At 71.4% G+C, this 16011-nt stretch carries 18 protein-coding genes and 1 pseudogene; 9 read left to right on the forward strand and 10 right to left on the reverse strand.

Features of this window, described 5'->3' with window-relative positions:
- Positions 1–34: 34 nt before the first annotated feature.
- Together ABZ656_RS28595 and ABZ656_RS28600 are read left to right on the forward strand one after the other, a co-directional pair.
- Positions 35–1099, forward strand: a complete 1065-nt coding sequence (locus tag ABZ656_RS28595; protein ID WP_360271335.1) for an ABC transporter ATP-binding protein — start codon at positions 35–37, stop codon at positions 1097–1099.
- Between the two features lie 10 nt (positions 1100–1109).
- Positions 1110–1910, forward strand: coding sequence for a maleylpyruvate isomerase family mycothiol-dependent enzyme (locus tag ABZ656_RS28600; protein ID WP_360271317.1), 801 nt, complete (start codon positions 1110–1112; stop codon positions 1908–1910).
- Between the two features lie 82 nt (positions 1911–1992).
- Here the strand turns inward: ABZ656_RS28600 and ABZ656_RS28605 are convergent, their stop codons facing one another.
- The 7 genes from ABZ656_RS28605 to ABZ656_RS28635 all read right to left on the reverse strand — a co-directional run bounded on the left by ABZ656_RS28605 (position 1993) and on the right by ABZ656_RS28635 (position 8674).
- Positions 1993–2682 carry an LAETG motif-containing sortase-dependent surface protein gene (locus tag ABZ656_RS28605; RefSeq protein ID WP_101400928.1) on the reverse strand — a complete coding sequence of 230 codons (690 nt, stop codon included), beginning with the start codon at positions 2680–2682 and terminating at the stop codon, positions 1993–1995.
- Positions 2683–2831: 149 nt separating this feature from the next.
- On the reverse strand, positions 2832–3947 hold the full coding sequence (locus ABZ656_RS28610; protein WP_101400929.1) for an LOG family protein: 1116 nt from the start codon (positions 3945–3947) through the stop codon (positions 2832–2834).
- Between the two features lie 135 nt (positions 3948–4082).
- Positions 4083–4490, reverse strand: coding sequence for a VOC family protein (locus tag ABZ656_RS28615; RefSeq protein ID WP_360271319.1), 408 nt, complete (start codon positions 4488–4490; stop codon positions 4083–4085).
- Positions 4491–4631: 141 nt separating this feature from the next.
- Positions 4632–5879, reverse strand: coding sequence for a hypothetical protein (locus ABZ656_RS28620; RefSeq protein ID WP_101400930.1), 1248 nt, complete (start codon positions 5877–5879; stop codon positions 4632–4634).
- A complete protein-coding gene (locus ABZ656_RS28625; protein WP_101400931.1) occupies positions 5861–6598 on the reverse strand; it encodes an ATP-binding cassette domain-containing protein in 738 nt (245 codons plus the stop codon). Before ABZ656_RS28625 ends, ABZ656_RS28620 begins: the two co-directional genes overlap by 19 nt.
- A gap of 190 nt (positions 6599–6788) precedes the next feature.
- A complete protein-coding gene (locus tag ABZ656_RS28630) occupies positions 6789–8171 on the reverse strand; it encodes an aspartate aminotransferase family protein (protein ID WP_101400932.1) in 1383 nt (460 codons plus the stop codon).
- Entirely contained in the window at positions 8156–8674 is a 519-nt protein-coding gene (locus ABZ656_RS28635) for an Lrp/AsnC family transcriptional regulator (protein ID WP_054235338.1), read from the reverse strand. Before ABZ656_RS28635 ends, ABZ656_RS28630 begins: the two co-directional genes overlap by 16 nt.
- Before the next feature lie 165 nt (positions 8675–8839).
- On the opposite strand from ABZ656_RS28635, the gene ABZ656_RS28640 reads away from it, so the two are divergent.
- Positions 8840–10279 carry a gamma-aminobutyraldehyde dehydrogenase gene (locus ABZ656_RS28640; protein ID WP_101400933.1) on the forward strand — a complete coding sequence of 480 codons (1440 nt, stop codon included), beginning with the start codon at positions 8840–8842 and terminating at the stop codon, positions 10277–10279.
- Positions 10280–10356: 77 nt separating this feature from the next.
- On the opposite strand, the gene ABZ656_RS28645 is transcribed toward ABZ656_RS28640, so the two are convergent.
- Positions 10357–10713 carry a hypothetical protein gene (locus ABZ656_RS28645; RefSeq protein WP_360271322.1) on the reverse strand — a complete coding sequence of 119 codons (357 nt, stop codon included), beginning with the start codon at positions 10711–10713 and terminating at the stop codon, positions 10357–10359.
- 145 nt (positions 10714–10858) lie between these two features.
- Between ABZ656_RS28645 and ABZ656_RS28650 the strand changes: the two are divergent.
- Positions 10859–11080: pseudogene (locus ABZ656_RS28650) on the forward strand (spermidine/putrescine ABC transporter substrate-binding protein); the annotation flags it as partial.
- A 71-nt stretch (positions 11081–11151) separates the two neighbouring features.
- Here the strand turns inward: ABZ656_RS28650 and ABZ656_RS28655 are convergent.
- Positions 11152–11727, reverse strand: a complete 576-nt coding sequence (locus ABZ656_RS28655) for a hypothetical protein (RefSeq protein WP_360271324.1) — start codon at positions 11725–11727, stop codon at positions 11152–11154.
- A 286-nt stretch (positions 11728–12013) separates the two neighbouring features.
- On the opposite strand from ABZ656_RS28655, the gene ABZ656_RS28660 reads away from it, so the two are divergent.
- The 5 genes from ABZ656_RS28660 (at position 12014) to ABZ656_RS28680 (ending at position 14775) form a co-directional block, all read left to right on the forward strand.
- A complete protein-coding gene (locus tag ABZ656_RS28660; RefSeq protein ID WP_101400935.1) occupies positions 12014–12421 on the forward strand; it encodes a Tat pathway signal sequence domain protein in 408 nt (135 codons plus the stop codon).
- Positions 12418–13029, forward strand: a complete 612-nt coding sequence (locus tag ABZ656_RS28665) for a class F sortase (RefSeq protein ID WP_360271326.1) — start codon at positions 12418–12420, stop codon at positions 13027–13029. The genes ABZ656_RS28660 and ABZ656_RS28665 overlap by 4 nt, the downstream gene beginning before the upstream one ends.
- Positions 13030–13141: 112 nt before the next feature.
- Entirely contained in the window at positions 13142–13633 is a 492-nt protein-coding gene (locus tag ABZ656_RS28670; RefSeq protein ID WP_101400937.1) for an RNA polymerase sigma factor, read from the forward strand.
- Entirely contained in the window at positions 13617–14129 is a 513-nt protein-coding gene (locus ABZ656_RS28675; protein WP_101400938.1) for a hypothetical protein, read from the forward strand. The genes ABZ656_RS28670 and ABZ656_RS28675 overlap by 17 nt, the downstream gene beginning before the upstream one ends.
- A gap of 64 nt (positions 14130–14193) precedes the next feature.
- Positions 14194–14775 carry a PadR family transcriptional regulator gene (locus tag ABZ656_RS28680; protein ID WP_360271329.1) on the forward strand — a complete coding sequence of 194 codons (582 nt, stop codon included), beginning with the start codon at positions 14194–14196 and terminating at the stop codon, positions 14773–14775.
- A gap of 34 nt (positions 14776–14809) precedes the next feature.
- On the opposite strand, the gene ABZ656_RS28685 is transcribed toward ABZ656_RS28680, so the two are convergent.
- Positions 14810–15808: an Lrp/AsnC family transcriptional regulator gene (locus ABZ656_RS28685; protein ID WP_360271331.1), complete on the reverse strand. Its 999-nt coding sequence runs from the start codon at positions 15806–15808 to the stop codon at positions 14810–14812.
- Positions 15809–16011: the final 203 nt, after the last annotated feature.

Genomic DNA, 16011 nt, shown 5'->3' on the forward strand with positions numbered 1-16011 from the left:
GGAGACGCGGTGGACGCGGGAGACGCGGGAGCGGATGCCGACGGAGCATCCCAGCGCGCAGAACGCCCTGCTGAGGGTCGAGGCCGCGACCGTACGCTTCGGCGGTCGGCCGGTACTCGACGCCGTCGGCCTCGACGTCGCCGAGCACGAGATCGTGTGTGTGCTCGGACCGAGCGGCAGCGGCAAGTCCACGCTGCTGCGGGTGGTGGCCGGACTGCAGTCGCTCGACGCGGGCCGCGTGCTCCTGGCGGGACGCGACCAGGCCGGGGTTCCCGCGCACAAGCGGGGCGTCGGGCTGATGTTCCAGGACCACCAGCTCTTCCCGCAGCGGGACGTGGGCGGCAATGTCGCCTTCGGGCTGCGCATGCATGGCGCGTCGAAGGACCAACAGGCCGCACGGGTCCAGGAGCTGCTGGAGCTGGTCGGGCTGCCCGGGACCCAGGCGCGCGCTGTCGCCGCCCTCTCCGGCGGTGAGCAGCAGCGGGTCGCGCTGGCCCGTGCGCTCGCCCCGCGCCCCCGGCTGCTGATGCTCGACGAGCCGCTCGGCCAGCTGGACCGCTCACTGCGGGAACGGCTCGTCGTCGAACTCCGGCAGCTCTTCGGCGAGTTGGGCACGACCGTGCTCGCCGTCACCCACGACCAGGGCGAGGCCTTCGCGCTCGCCGACCGGGTCGTGGTGATGCGCGAGGGACGGATCGCCCAGTCCGGCACGCCACTTGAGGTCTGGCAGTACCCGGCGGACGAGTTCGTGGCCCGTTTCCTCGGCTTCGACAACGTGGTCGCGGCGACGGTGCGCGATCGGCTCGCGGACACCCCGTGGGGGAAGGTCCCGGTGCCGGAGGGCACCGCGCAGGGACCTGGCACGCTTCTCGTACGGCCCGCTGGGGTGCGGCTGGTCGCCCCCGCGGACGGGCTGCGCTGCACCGTGGCCGCACGCACCTTCCGGGGCACCCACGTCGCCGTACAGCTGAAGCCGGAAGACGCGCCGCGGATCGAGGCGGCGTGCGCGCTGCGGGAGGCGCCCGCGCCCGGTGACGAGGTCGGCGTGGCGTTCGAGGCAGCCGAAATCGTCGTGCTCGGGGAGCCGTCGGCGCCATAGGCTGCGGATCATGACGCTACTGGCACATGACCGCTACTGCGACGCGATCGAGCTGGAGGTGCGGCGGCTGAGGGATGTGGTGACGTCCGGGGCCGACCTGTCCGCGACCGTGCCGACCTGCCCGGACTGGTCGCTGGAGCGGCTCGTACGGCACACGGGCGGGGCGCTGCGCTGGGTCGAGCTCATCGTCCGGACGAGGGCGCGGGAGAACGTCCACGACGAGCAGGTGCCGCTCCTTGAGGGACCCGCCGCCGAGGGAGACCCCGCCGCGCTGGACGCCTGGCTCGCCGAGACCGGCGAGATGCTCGTGGCCGCGCTGCGCGAGGCGGGGCCCGACACCAAGGTGTGGGCCTGGGCCGGGGACCTCAGCTCCGGCTTCTGGGCCCGCCGGATGACGCACGAGCTGGTGATCCACCGCGCCGACGCGACGCTGGCGGCCGGGCTGCCGTACGAGGTGGCGCCCGATGTGGCCGCGGACGCGATCGACGAGTGGCTGGGGATCATCGAGTTCGTGCAGCGGACGCGGCCGCACGACGCCGCCGCGGCCGAACTGCGCGGCCCGGGCCGCAGCATCCACCTGCATGCCACCGACACCCCGCCCGAACTCGACGCCGAGTGGGTCGTCGAGCTCACCGAGGAGGGTGTCGTCTGGCGCCGGGACCACGAGAAGGCGACCGTCGCGCTGCGCGGCCCGCTCACCGACGTCCTGCTTGCCTTCTACCGCCGACTGCCGCTGGACGACGGGCGGTTGGAGGTGCTGGGGGAGCGGGAGCTGCTGGACTTCTGGCTGGAGCGGGCGACCTTCGGCTAGCCGGCGCACCCGGACAGGCGTGTGGCCCGCCCCCTTCGAGAGGGACGGGCCACACGTTTCACGCGGACGTACGGTGTGCGGTTCAGCTCGACTTCGAGGCGCCGCGGCGACGCATGCCGAAGAACACCGCTCCGCCGCCGACCAGCACGAGGGCACCGGCGATACCGGCGATCATCGGCGTGTTGGAGTTCGCACCGGTCTCGGCGAGGTTGGAGCTGCCGGCGGCGGGGGACGGGGCGTTGTCGCCCGGCGTCGCGGGCGCGGCGCTGCTCTCCGACTCCGACGGGTTCGCGGAAGGCGTCCCCGAGGAGGCGGGCGAGGACGGGGTCTCCGACGGCTTCGGGGTCTCCGAGGCCGACGGCGAGGGCGACTCGGTCGCGCAGGCCGTGGACGGAGCGGTCACGTTCTCCTTGATGTCCGCGTCGACCAGGTTTCCGGCCTTGACGTGGACGCGGTACGTGGCGTTCGGCTTCCAGTCCTCGGCGAAGGTGATGGTGACGCCTTGCCGCGAGCCCTTGACCTCCTGCTGGCCGACCTTCTGCACGTCGGCGCCGTTGTTCTCGAGGAACACGGAGACGACCGCCGGAGTGCCGGAGGCGTCCACGTCGGTGACGGTGATGACGCCCTTGGAGCCGTCACACTTGGCTTCGGCGGAGAACTCACTGATGTTGCAAGCAAGGGCGTTGCCGGCGGCACCGAGCGCGAGCGCGGCGGTGGCGGAGGCAACACCGAGGATTCGCACGGAACGTGCGGTACGGCGAGATATGGACACGATTGCCCTTCACAGAATGCGCAACTGCGGGGGGTTTAAGGGGGGTTCTGCTGTGTCAACAGGGCCCCCTCGGGCCTCACAGGTTTATAAGTGCCGCCTAAGGGCTGTCAATGCATATGCCCTGCCGTGCCGTCGGCTTTGCCTTGTCATTAACCGCCGAGGCGTTTGAGCGCGTCCGGTGCCTCCTCGATCCGGTCCACCAGTGCGATCCGGGACTCCATGGACCGTTCGCGGGCAAGGGACTGGAGAAGGGGCCAAGTGGGGTGTCTTTCGGTCCAATGCGCACGGTTCACAAGAACCATGGGGGTGGGCTCACCGCGCGACTCGTAGTAGTTCGGGGTCGCGTTGTCGAAGATCTCCTGTACGGTCCCGGCGGCGCCCGGCAGGAAGACGACGCCCGCTTTCGAACGGGCCAACAGCCCGTCCTCCCGGGTCGCGTTGGCGAAGTACTTGGCGATATGGGCGGCGAAGGCGTTCGGCGGCTCGTGGCCGTAGAACCAGGTCGGGATGCCGATGGAGGGGCCGCCGCCCGGCCAGCGCTCGCGCACGGCGAAGGCGGCCCGCGCCCAGTCGCTGATGGAGGGGGTGAACGACGGCGCCTCGGCGAGGAGCCGGAGCGCCTCGGTGAGCATCTCGTCGTCGAACGGGGCGGCGTACGCGCCGAGGTTCGCGGCCTCCATCGCGCCGGGGCCGCCGCCGGTGGCGACCGTGAGCCCGGCACGCGCCAGTTCGCGTCCCAGGTGTGCGGCGCCCTCGTAGGCCTCCGTGCCGCGTGCCATCGCGTGACCGCCCATCACGCCCACGACTCGGGTGCCGACGAGGAGTTCGTCGAGCGCGTCCGACACCGAGTCGTCGTGGATCGCGCGCAGCATCGACGCGAAGACGTCGCCGTCGGCCTTGGTCTGCTGGAACCAGGCGTACGCGCGGGCGTCCGGGGTCGCCTCGTAACCCTTGTCGAGCGACGCGAAGAGCTCGTCCGGGGAGTAGAGCGACCCTCGGTAGGGGTCGAAGGGCAGTCCGGGTATGGGCGGGAAGACGAGTGCGCCGGTGGCCCGTACTCGTGCAGCCGCCTCGGGGTCCATCGGGCAGCCGAGGAAGACGGCGCCCGCGGTGTCCACGGCGAGCAGGGCGTCCGTACGGTCCGTCAGATCCACGGCCTGGACGCGGAACCGGGCGAGCGAGCCGTGCTCCGAGACGACCTTGTCGAACTCGACGAGGGACTCGATCTCGCGGTCATGGGCGGTGTGAAGGGGAGTTGGCTGCACGCGGCCATGCTAGGGGGTGGGTTCTTCGGCGGCGGGCGGCGGTCTTCCCTCCTGGAGCGGGGCTTCCACCTCCGGCTGGAGGGAGGCTCCCACCTTTGAGGGGGACACACGCGTGGGTGTCCCCCTCCGGGGTGCTCAGCTCTGGACCGCGGCCGGGTCCATCCACATGACTTCCCAGGTGTGGCCGTCCAGGTCGTCGAAGGTGCGGCCGTACATGAAGCCCTGGTCCTGGGCCTCCCGGGTCCCCGAACCGCCCGCCGCGAGGGCCTTGTCGCAGAGCTCGTCGACCTTCTCGCGACTCTCGGCGCTCAGACACAGCAGCACCTCGCTGGTCTTCGTCGGGTCCGCGATCTCCTTCTTCGTGAAGTCCGCGTAGCGCTGCTTGCTCAGCAGCATCGCGATGATCGTGTCGCTGATGACGACACAGGCGCAGTCGTCCGTCGTGAACTGCGGGTTGATCGTGTAGCCGAGCTCGGTGAAGAACTTCTTCGACGTGTCGACGTCGTTCACGGCGAGGTTCACGAAGATCATCTGCTGGTACATGAGGGGTCTCTCCCGGAGAGCGTGAAGTGATGCGGTGCCGTTCGCAGAGGTAGACCGCTCCTCCGCGCGGAACTCATCGCTCGCCGGGAAAGAAACGGGAAGGAGGCGGGAAGGAGGCGGGAAGGAAGCGCGTACGCGTGCTCAGCGCACCAGCGGCACCGCCGCCAGTTCCGCGACCACCCAGGTCAGCGGGCCGAACGCGGCGAGCAGCGCGCCCGCGCGGAGCAGCGCGGCGCCCCGCAGCACCGTGGTCGGTGCCCCCATGCGCAGCAGCGCCGCCGTGGTGTCGGCGCGCGCGTGCTTGGCTTCGACCGCCGACGTCAGCAGGGTCGCGACGGTGCACCCGGCCACGAGCAGCGCTCCGAGCGTGCTGAGCGGACCGAAGGAGGGCCGCGCCCCCGAGTACACCGTCGCCATGGCGTACGCGCCGGACGCGACCGCGCACACCACGCCGAGCGGGCGCCCGATGCGCCGGGCCTCCTCCTGCAGGACGCGCCCGGCGAGCAGCCGCAGCACGCCGGGGCGTACGGCCTGGAGCAGCCGCCCGCACAGGTGCGTGATCGCGGGGGCGGCCAGCATCAGCCCGAGGGCGGTCAGGGACCAGCCGCCGAACACCCGGGCGGGGCCGCCCGTGAAACGGCCGGGCAGCGCCAGGCCGGGTCCCGAACGGCTCGCGTACGCCTCAACGGCAAGGCCCGCCGCGAGGACGGCGGTGCCCCAGGGCAGTCCCCCGGGGGTGGGCAGCGGAGGGGCGGGCTGGTGCGGATCCAGCGGGCGCCCTGGCTGGTCGGCGTACGGGCCGGACTTGGCGCGTGCGCGGGACGGCTCAAGGGGGGAGTCGCCGTCGGCGCCCGGCCGTCGGGGACGGGTCGGCCGGGGACTCCGCGGTCTCAGCGCCACCGCGCTCGCCAGGGAGGCGGCCAGCGGGACCAGCAGCAGCAGGGTCACGGCCGCGGGCAGCGGCAGCGGGTAGTCGGAGGCGAGGAAGGCCGCCTCGCCGCCGTGGAAGGACATGCCGGGCAGGTCGCCGCGCAGGTGCAGGAAGACGAGCAGCGCGAGCATCGAGCCGAGCGTGGTCGACAGGGCGGTGGTGACCGCCGAGATGGCCATCAGCCGGCCGGGGCCGAGTCCGATCGCCGAGAGCCCGGGGCGTGGCCGGGTCCCCGGGTCCGTACGGGCGACCGCGACCGCGAAGTGCACGGTGGCGGCGGCGGGCGCGAGGCACCACAGGAGCCGCAGCAGCGCGCCGGCCGAGGGGTCCGGGTGCGCCAGCGCGTATCCCAGCGTGCACAGCAGCAGGAAGCCGGTGCCCGCCGAGGCGGCGGCGACCAGGAGTCTGCGCAGCTGGACGAGGGAGTGGGCCCCGCGGGCTAGACGGAGAGCGAGCACGCGGCCCGGCCTTCCGTCTCGACGACCGGGGGCAGGTGGACGGTGTTCACGCGCCGTCCGTCGAGCAGCGACACGGTGCGGTCGGCGAGGGCCGCGGTGTCCGCGTAGTGCGTGGCGAGGACGACCGTGATGCCGTGGGAGCGGGCCGCCGAGGTGAGGGTGCGCAGGACGTGGGCGCCGTCGGCGCTGTGCAGCGGGGCGGACGGTTCGTCGGCGAAGAGCACCTTGGGGGAGAGGGCGAGCGCCCGGGCGATGGCGACGCGCTGCCGCTCGGTCTGGAGCAGGGCGTGCGGGCGTTTGCGGGCGCAGTCGCGGATGTCGAGGCGTTCCAGCCACTCGAGGGCGGCGGTCTTGGCGGCCCGACGGCCGCAGCCGCGCAGCATCAGGGGCAGCGCCGCGTTCTCCCAGGCGTTCAGTTCCGGTACGAGGACGGGCGTGGGGTCGATCCAGCCGAAGCGGTCGCGGCGCAGCCGTTCGCGGGTGACGGGGTCCATGGTGTGCACCGGCGTGCTGTTGAACCAGACCTCGCCCTGCTGAGGCAGCAGCTGCCCCGACAGACACCGGAGCAGGGTCGTCTTGCCGCTGCCGCGCGGGCCGCCGACGGCGAGGATCTCGCCGTCGCGGATGCCGAGCGAGACACCGCTGAGCGCGGGCGAGCCGTTGTGCTTGACGTGCAGGGCACGTGCCCAGAGAACGTCGTTGTCCGGCGGGGCCACCATCGCGTACACCTCGGTTCAGATCAGATTTGCGCTGCCAATCCCCCGGACGAGGGAACGAAGGCAGGGCCGATCGGTCACTGGGCACGCTAGGGAGTCGGGGCCGCCAGGCCGGACAGCACGCGGCCCCGGGGCGCCCATTCTCACTCGAACGGGCGCCACCGGGGCCGTTGTTGATCATCCCGAAGGAAGATCAGAGCTTCGTCCACGCCTCCGTCAGCACCTGACGGACGATCCCCTCGATCTCGTCGAAGGTCGACTGGTCGGAGATCAGCGGCGGCGACAGCTGGATGACCGGGTCACCGCGGTCGTCGGCGCGGCAGTAGAGGCCGTACTCGAAGAGCTTCTTGGAGACGAAGCCGTAGAGCACGCGCTCCGACTCCTCGTCCGTGAAGGTCTCCTTGGTGGCCTTGTCCTTCACCAGCTCGATGCCGTAGAAGAAGCCGTTGCCGCGGACGTCACCGACGATCGGCAGGTCGTGCAGCTTCTGCAGGGTCTGCAGGAAGTTGGCCTCGTTGTCGAGCACGTGCTGGTTGAGGCCCTCACGCTCGAAGATGTCGAGGTTGGTGAGCGCCACGGCCGCGGAGACCGGGTGGCCGCCGAAGGTGTAGCCGTGCAGGAAGGTGTTGTCGCCCTTGTAGAACGGCTCGGCGATGCGGTCCGAGACGATGGCGGCACCGATGGGGGAGTAGCCCGAGGTCATGCCCTTGGCGCAGGTGATGATGTCCGGGACGTAGCCGAACTTGTCACAGGCGAACATCGTGCCGAGGCGGCCGAAGGCGCAGATGACCTCGTCGGAGACGAGCAGCACGTCGTACTTGTCGCAGATCTCGCGCACGCGCTGGAAGTAGCCGGGCGGCGGCGGGAAGCAGCCGCCGGCGTTCTGCACCGGCTCCAGGAAGACCGCCGCGACGGTCTCCGGGCCCTCGAAGAGGATCTCCTGCTCGATCTGGTCGGCGGCCCAGCGGCCGAAGGCCTCCGGGTCGTCGCCGTGGATCGGGGCGCGGTAGATGTTCGTGTTCGGCACCTTGTGCGCGCCCGGGACGAGCGGCTCGAAGGGGGCCTTCAGAGCCGGCAGGCCCGTGATGGACAGGGCGCCCTGCGGGGTGCCGTGGTAGGCGACCGCACGCGAGATGACCTTGTACTTCGTGTAGTTGCCGGTGAGCTTGTGGTACTGCTTGGCGAGCTTCCACGCGGTCTCGACGGCCTCGCCGCCGCCGGTGGTGAAGAAGACCTTGTTCAGGTCGCCCGGAGCGTAGTGCGCGAGGCGCTCGGCGAGCTCGACGGCCTTGGGGTGGGCGTAGGACCACACCGGGAAGAAGGCCAGCTCCTGCGCCTGCTTGAACGCCGTCTCCGCGAGTTCGGTGCGGCCGTGGCCCGCCTGGACCACGAACAGGCCCGCGAGACCGTCGAGGTAGCGCTTGCCCTTGTCGTCGTAGATGTAGGTGCCCTCACCACGGACGATGGTGGGAACGGGCGCGTTCTCGTACGAGGACATGCGGGTGAAGTGCATCCACAAGTGGTCGTACGCGGTCTTGCTCAGGTCCTGTGTGCTCACGGCTATCGGGTTCCCCACATGTAGGTCTGCTTCTTGAGCTTCAGATAGACGAAGCTCTCGGTGGAGCGCACCCCGGGCAGGGCCCGGATGCGTTTGTTGATGACGTCCAGCAGGTGGTCGTCGTCCTCGCAGACGATCTCCGCGAGGATGTCGAACGAGCCCGCGGTCATCACCACGTACTCGACTTCCGACATGGCGGTCAGCGCGTCGGCCACCGGATCGAGGTCGCCCTCGACATTGACGCCGACCATCGCCTGCCTGCGGAAGCCCACGGTGAGCGGGTCCGTGACGGCGACGATCTGCATCACGCCCTGGTCGAGCAGCTTCTGGACGCGCTGGCGCACGGCCGCCTCGGACAGGCCGACCGCCTTGCCGATCGCGGCGTACGGACGGCGTCCGTCCTGCTGGAGCTGCTCGATGATGGCGAGGGATACGGAGTCCAGCTGGGGACTGCCGTTCCTGGACTCGCGGGTGGAGTCCCTGGGGTCTGCGCTTCGACTGGCCACGAGCTCACTGTGCACGACGTCTCGACGGTTCCGCAAGGCTGCAGCGATGAAATTCGTTGTTTACGCGGTCGTAGCTTGCGGATTTCGCAGTCAAGGGGTGACCGGGGGTGTTGAAAACGTGGGCCCACGGATTAGGGTGGGTGTCTCAGCGATTGGACACCTGAACTTGGAGGGCCGGCAGTGAGCACCGAGCTGCGTCGTCTGCGCAATTACATCGACGGTGAGTTCCGGGACGCCGCCGACGGGCGGACCACCGAGGTCGTCAATCCCGCGACCGGCGAGGCGTACGCGAGCGCGCCGCTGTCCGGTCAGGCCGACGTGGACGCCGCCATGGCGGCCGCCGCCGCGGCCTTCCCGGCCTGGCGCGACCAGACCCCCGCCGAGCGTCAGAAGGCCCTCCTGAAGATCGCGGACGCGTTCGAGGAGCGGGCCGAGGAACTGATCGCCGCCGAGGTCGAGAACACCGGCAAGCCGATCGGGCTGACCCGGTCCGAGGAAATCCCGCCCATGGTCGACCAGATCCGCTTCTTCGCGGGCGCGGCGCGGATGCTCGAGGGCCGCTCGGCCGGCGAGTACATGGAGGGGATGACCTCCATCGTCCGCCGCGAGCCGATCGGCGTCTGCGCGCAGGTCGCGCCGTGGAACTACCCGATGATGATGGCGGTGTGGAAGTTCGCCCCGGCGCTCGCGGCGGGCAACACGGTCGTCCTGAAGCCCTCGGACACCACCCCCGCCTCCACCGTCCTGATCGCCGACATCATCGGCGGCATCCTGCCCAAGGGCGTCTTCAACGTCATCTGCGGCGACCGCGAGACCGGCCGCGCGATGGTCGAGCACCCGACCCCGGCGATGGCCTCCATCACCGGTTCCGTACGTGCGGGCATGTCCGTCGCCGAGTCGGCGTCCAAGGACCTCAAGCGGGTCCACCTGGAGCTGGGCGGCAAGGCCCCGGTCGTGGTCTTCGAGGACACCGACATCGCCAAGGCCGTCGAGGACATCTCGGTCGCGGGCTTCTTCAACGCGGGCCAGGACTGTACGGCCGCCACCCGCGTCCTCGTCCAGGAGTCCATCCACGACGAGTTCGTCGCCGCGCTCGCCAAGGCCGCCGCCGAGACGAAGACCGGCCAGCCGGACGACGAGGACGTGCTCTACGGTCCGCTCAACAACCCGAACCAGCTCAAGCAGGTCGCCGGGTTCATCGAGCGGCTGCCCGCGCACGCCAAGGTCGAGGCGGGCGGCCAGCAGGTCGGCGACAAGGGCTACTTCTACGCCGCGACCGTCGTCTCCGGCCTCAAGCAGGACGACGAGATCATCCAGAACGAGGTCTTCGGGCCGGTCATCACCGTCCAGTCATTCACGGACGAGGCCCAGGCCATCGAGTGGGCCAACGGCGTCGACTACGCCCTCGCCTCCTCGGTCTGGACGAAGGACCACGGCCGCGCGATGCGGCTGTCGAAGTCCCTCGACTTCGGCTGCGTGTGGATCAACACCCACATCCCGCTGGTCGCCGAGATGCCGCACGGCGGCTTCAAGAAGTCCGGCTACGGCAAGGACCTCTCCGCGTACGGCTTCGACGACTACACGCGGATCAAGCACGTGATGACGTCGCTGGACGCGTAGTTCGTACGGTGTTAACCGCGCGGCCCCGGACGGAAGTTGATCCCGTCCGGGGCCGCGGTGTTCCCCCCTCGCGATGGTCAGGCGTGCCGGCTGCCGCTGGTCGTGAGTGACGGGAGGCCCGGGTCACCGGGGGTTCCGGGCTCGATGTGCAGCGACGTGCCCGGGCCCGGGCTCGTGCCCACTCCCTTGCCCGGTCCGGGCAGCGGCGGCAGGCCGGAGGGGTCCGGGAAGGTGATGCCGACCTTCTTCAGGATCGGCGCGCAGGTGTTCAGGGCGCGCTCGTAGGCATCCGAGGCGGGGCCGAGGTCCTTGCCGGTCACCTTCACGTCCAGCCGTGCGTGGCCGCTTCCGTCCTCGGACGCGTGGAAGCCGGGGAAGTACTTCTGTCGTTCCCCGCGCATGCACGCGGCGAACCGGCCGTCGGCGGCGTTCACGTCGCCCGGGGCATGGGCGGTCGGCCGGTACGCGACGGCGAGCGCCGCTCCCTTCGGCGGCCCGGTGCGTGTCGTGAGTGCGCCGGGCCTGTGGGGCGTGGCCGCCGATGCCGTGGCCGTCGATGCCGACGCCGACGCGCTGACCGTGCCGGCCGAGATCATGGCGACGGCCAACTACGTCTGCCCGGTCCCGGCCGCCCAGCACGTCCTCGCCTCCTCCAAGGACGAGGACACCGCCGCCCTCGCCGAGAACCCGCTGATCTTCCCGAACGCCACCATGCGGAAGCGGCTGGCGATCGCGCGCGACATCACGTCCACGGCACGCACGGAGTTCGCCAAGCGCTGGAACACGATCGCGGGCCTGTGACGGCCCTGCGACGGACGACGCTCCGGTACGGAGCCAGGCCTGGTGGAACGCCATGCGCGTCGGCAGGCCGCTCACCTCGTCCGAGGTGGCGTCACGCAGCTCCGCCATGCGCTCTGCTCACCACTGGTGATTGCGGTGTCCGGCTGGTCGTCCTGGTCGAGGGTGGCGGTCCAGCCGGCGAGGAGTCTGAGGCTGTGGTGGGACGGGGCGCCGGGCTCGGCGCTGAGCGCGGTGAGGGTGAGGCCGGGGCCGGGCGGGATGGGCATGGCCTCGAAGGGGAGGGAGAGTTCGCCGACCGCGGGGTGGTGGAAGTGCTTGACGCCGATCCGGTGCAGGCGCACGTCGTGGGCGGCCCACAGGGTGCGGAACTTCTCGCTGCGGGTGGAGAGTTCACCGACGAGGTCGGTGAGGTCCCGGTCGTACGGGTCGCGTCCCGCCTCGGTGCGCAGCAGCGCCACCGCTCCGGCCGCCTGGGCCTCCAGCTGGGGCAGGAAGTCGGCCGCGCCGGCGTTGAGGAACTCGTACCGGGCGAGGTTCACGGGCCGGGCCGGGGCGGCGAAGACGCCGCCCACCGGATGACCTTCCGGATTCCTGATGATGAGCCAGATGGCCCAGGCCACCGAACTCGCGGTGGAGGAGGGCGTCACCCGCGTCGACGCCTCCCTCGCAGGCCAGGTCGCGGGGGCCGGCAACTGCGCAGTGTTCGCTTCGACATCGACATGGTCGAGGCCCTGGTCACACCGGTGCGGCGTGGGTGACGTCCGCGCTCGTCGGCGAAGGCGCCTGTCAACGCCGTCGGTGCCCGCCGGAACGGGCTCCGACGGCTTTGCCTGCTCTTTACAACCCGCTCTCCCGCTGCCTCGTCTCTTCGCACGATCCGTAACTCAGCCCGCCGGGTCACCGGGCGGGCGGACCGACGAAAGAGAGCGATTCATGCGCCGAACTGTCCTCAGCACCATGGCACTCGCGTGCACCGCCGTGCTGGCGAGCACCGTGCCCGCGTTCGCCAGTGGGGCGAGCCCGGTCCCGACGGTCCGTCCGACCGCCACCGCCGCCCCCTCCCAGGCGCCGAGCGGCAGCGCCGCCCCGAGCGCGGTGCCGACCACCCGCCCTGCCTCCAGCACCCCGTCCCCGGTTCCGAGCGTCGGCACGCCGACCCGGGCGCCGTCCCCGGGCCAGGTCGCCGTCGTGCCGAAGGGCGCGCCCGACACCGGTGTGGCGCCGACGGCGTCGAAGTCCGGAGGCCAGGGCGGGCTGATCGGCGGGGGTGCCGCCGCGGCGTTCGTCATGGGTGGCGCGGCGGTCTTCGTCGTACGTCGCCGGCGGGCGACCGGGGAATGACCTCGCTCTCCAGGCGCGCCTTCGTCACCGCGGCGGCGGCCTCGCTGCTCGTGAGCTGCGGCGGCCACGGAACCGACTCGACCGCACCCGAACAGCCCGGGAGCACGCCGGTGCCCTCGCGGACCTCCGCCAAGGCCCCGCACGACCTCGGGCGTTCGGTCCCGGTCGGGTTGCGGATCCCCGCCATCGGGGTCGACACCCCGGTCATGCAGCTGGGGCTGGCCGCGGACGGCAGCGTCCAGGTGCCCCCGATCACGGCGCACGACCGGGCGGGCTGGTACCGGAACTCGCCGACGCCGGGGCAGACCGGTCCGTCGGTGATCCTCGGCCATGTCACGGTCGGCGCCTACGGGGACGGGGTCTTCCGCCGTCTCGCACAGTTGCGGAAGGGCGACCGGATCGCGGCGCGTCTGGAGAACGGCACGACGGCGGCGTTCACCGTCACCACCGTACGGACGGTCGCCAAGGCCGACTTCCCGTCGGACGAGGTGTACGGGGACGTGGACCGTCCCGAGCTACGGCTCATCACGTGCGGAGGAGCCCGTACCGGTATGGGCTACCTCGACAACGTGATCGTCTTCGCCGCGCTGAGTTCAGCGGCGCCCTGACCCGCCGGGACGGATCCCGGGCCGACGGAACGTACGCCGTCGGCCCGGGCTCTTCCCCCACGAGTGCCCGCACGACACCCGTGCCCGCACGACGTCACGACCATGGAGAGCTTTGAAACGGTCCCGCGAGAAGGCCGCGTCCGAGCTGTTCGCCGCCCTCTATCCGCGCCTCGCCGGCTGGTGCCGCCGTCTCGTCGACGACGACGAGACGGCCCACGAGATCGCCTCGGAGGCGTTCACCCGGCTCTGGGCCCGCTGGACCTCCGTGGCGGAGCCCCGGGGCTTCCTCTATGTCACCGCGGCCAACCTCGTCCGGGACCACTGGCGCAAGCTGGAGCGCGAACGCAGGGCCGTACACCGTGCCACTGCCGAGGCCGCCGTCCGCCCGCACACCGAACAGCCCGACCCGTCCGTACGCCTGCTCGTGCAGTCGCTGCCGGAACGACTGCGCGTCCCGATCCTCCTGCACTACTACGCTGACATGCCGATCCGGGAGGTGTCCGTGCTGACCGGACGCAAGGAAGGAACCATCAAGGCCGACCTCCACGCGGCCCGCGAACTGCTCCGCGCCCACCTGAGGAGAAGCCTTGATCACACACTCTGACGAGGGTCCGGACTTCGAACCCGACGACCCGCTCGCCGTCATCCTGCGGCCCGCCTCCGACTACCTCGGCCCACCTCCCGGCCGCTACGAGGCGATCCGCCGCGGCGCGGCCCGTCGCCGGCTGCGGCGTGCCGCGGTCGGGGTCGGGTCGGTGTGCGCCGTCGCCGCCCTCGTCGCGCTGCCGGTCCGCCTGTCGACGTCCCAGGCACCCGCGTCCCCGACGGTCCCGCTCGCCCCGCCGCCCTCCGAGGGCCGTCCTTCGTCCGCGCCCCCCAGCCCGTCGGCGTCCCCCGTGCCCGTCAGCCCCAGTCGCACCCCGGGGAGCCGGACGGCCAGTCCCACCCCCGGGAGCCGGACGGCCGGCCCCACCCAGACGGCCCGGACGACCGGCCGCGTCACGAGCCAACCGGCCGTCCCCACCCCGGCACCGTCGTCGACACCGACCACGCCCGTCGCCCAGCCGTCGATCGCGCCGAGCGGCTCTCCCGGCCATTGACCGGACGCCCCTCACTCCGATGACTAATCAATGGAGTGTCGATACGCGGTGTTAATTTGGGGAAATGGCTCTGCGCAACGCGGTGATGGCCGCGCTTCTGGAGGGCGAGGCGTCCGGATACGACCTCGCGAAGGGGTTCGAGGCCTCGGTCGCCAACTTCTGGATGGCCACCCCCCAGCAGATCTACCGCGAGCTGGAGCGCATGGAGGGCGAAGGGCTCATCTCCGCCCGCGTCGTGCAGCAGGAACGTCGGCCCAACAAGCGGCTCTTCTCGCTCACCGAGGCCGGACTCGACGCGATGCGCGCCTACACGGCCGAAGTCCCCAGCAAGCCGACGGCGATCCGGGACGAGCTGATGGTCAAGGTGAGTTGCGTCGACATCGGAGACGCCGAAGCCGTACGGGCCGGGGTCGTCGAGCGTGTGGAGCGGGCCGGCGCCAAGCTGGCCCGCTACCGGCGCGCGCAGGAACGCATGCTGGCCGGCCGCAGCGAGGAGGAGTACCTCGCCACCGTCGAACGCGTGGGCCCCTACCTCACCCTGCTCGGCGGCATGGCCCTGGAGCAGGCGAACCTCCAGTGGGGCGAGACGGTCCTGAGGAGACTCGACCAGCGGGCCGAGGCACTCGGCGCCACGGCTCGCGGCTGACGCTCCGGGTGCCCCGTGCCCGTTCTGGGCGGGGTCAGCGGCCCGGATCGTAGGCGAGTTGCTTGACCAGGCGCAGGGTCAGGGCGGTTTCGACGGCCTGGACGCCGTCGAGGGCGCCGATCTTCTCGCTCAGATACGTGTACAGCTCCGCGCTGTTGCGGTAGATGGTCGAGGCGACGATGTTGGCCTGGCCCGTGGTCGCCGCGGCGAAGCGCACCTCGGGATGCGCGGCGAGCGCCCGCCCGACATCGGCGAGTGCGGCCGGCGCCACGGTGAGCCACAGCATGGCCTCCACGTCGTGGCCGAGGGGTTCCTGGTCGAACTGGACGTCGAAGTAGAGCACCCCGGTGGCCCGCATGCGCTCCAGACGCCGCTTGACCACGGACTCCGACTGGCCGGTGGCCGCCTGGAGTTCGGTGAGCGTGGCGCGCCCGTCCCGGACGAGTACGGCCAGCAGCGCCTCGTCGGCCGCCTCCAGCGTGAGGGCATCGGTGACCGGTTCGACCGGCGGTGGGCGCAGGGCCGCCTGCTGGTCGGGGGCGAGTCCGTTGGCCTTGTTGAGCCAGTCCAGCCGTCCGCCGTAGAACGAGTGCAGCACGCAGTGGGCGCTGACCGAGACCACACGGGGGGTGCGCTGCAACCGGTCGAAGAGCAGTTCGTCCCGGGCCTGCCGGCTGCGCGGCTTCATCGCGCACATCACCTCGGTGCCGCCGGAGATCAGCGAGACGTACGAGGTGTCGGGGCGCCGGGCGAGTGCGCCCGCCAACTGTTCGGCCACGTCCGGGGTGCAGCGCAGCCGGACGATCCAGTTGGTGCGGCCGCGCCGGCTCTCGTCGATCACGCCGAGCACCCGCAGGCGCGCCGTGGTGCGCAACCGCCGCATGCGCCGGGCGACGGTCTGGTCGGAGACCCCGAGCACCTCCGCGATCCGGATGAGCGGCGCCCGTCCGTCGATCTGGAGGCACTGGAGCAGTTTCAGGTCGAGTGGGTCGAGCGCGCGGGACGGCATCGACTCCGCCTCCTCTCGCTCCATGTGGACTCCCAAAGTCAATGATCGAGCATGACGGCGAGGCCCGGGACCTGTGTGGTCCCGGGCCTCGCACGGGCGCCCGTTCCGTCCCCAGGAAAGGGCGCTCCCAGGGCCTGTCCGGCGGACCATGCCGCAGACGCGCCCTGGTGCCGGGGTCAGCCGCGCTGCCCCAGCCGGGGCTCCGCCGCCCCGGTCTCCTGCGGCGC

The sequence above is a fragment of the Streptomyces sp. NPDC007095 genome (assembly GCF_040634475.1).
Classification (GTDB): domain Bacteria; phylum Actinomycetota; class Actinomycetes; order Streptomycetales; family Streptomycetaceae; genus Streptomyces.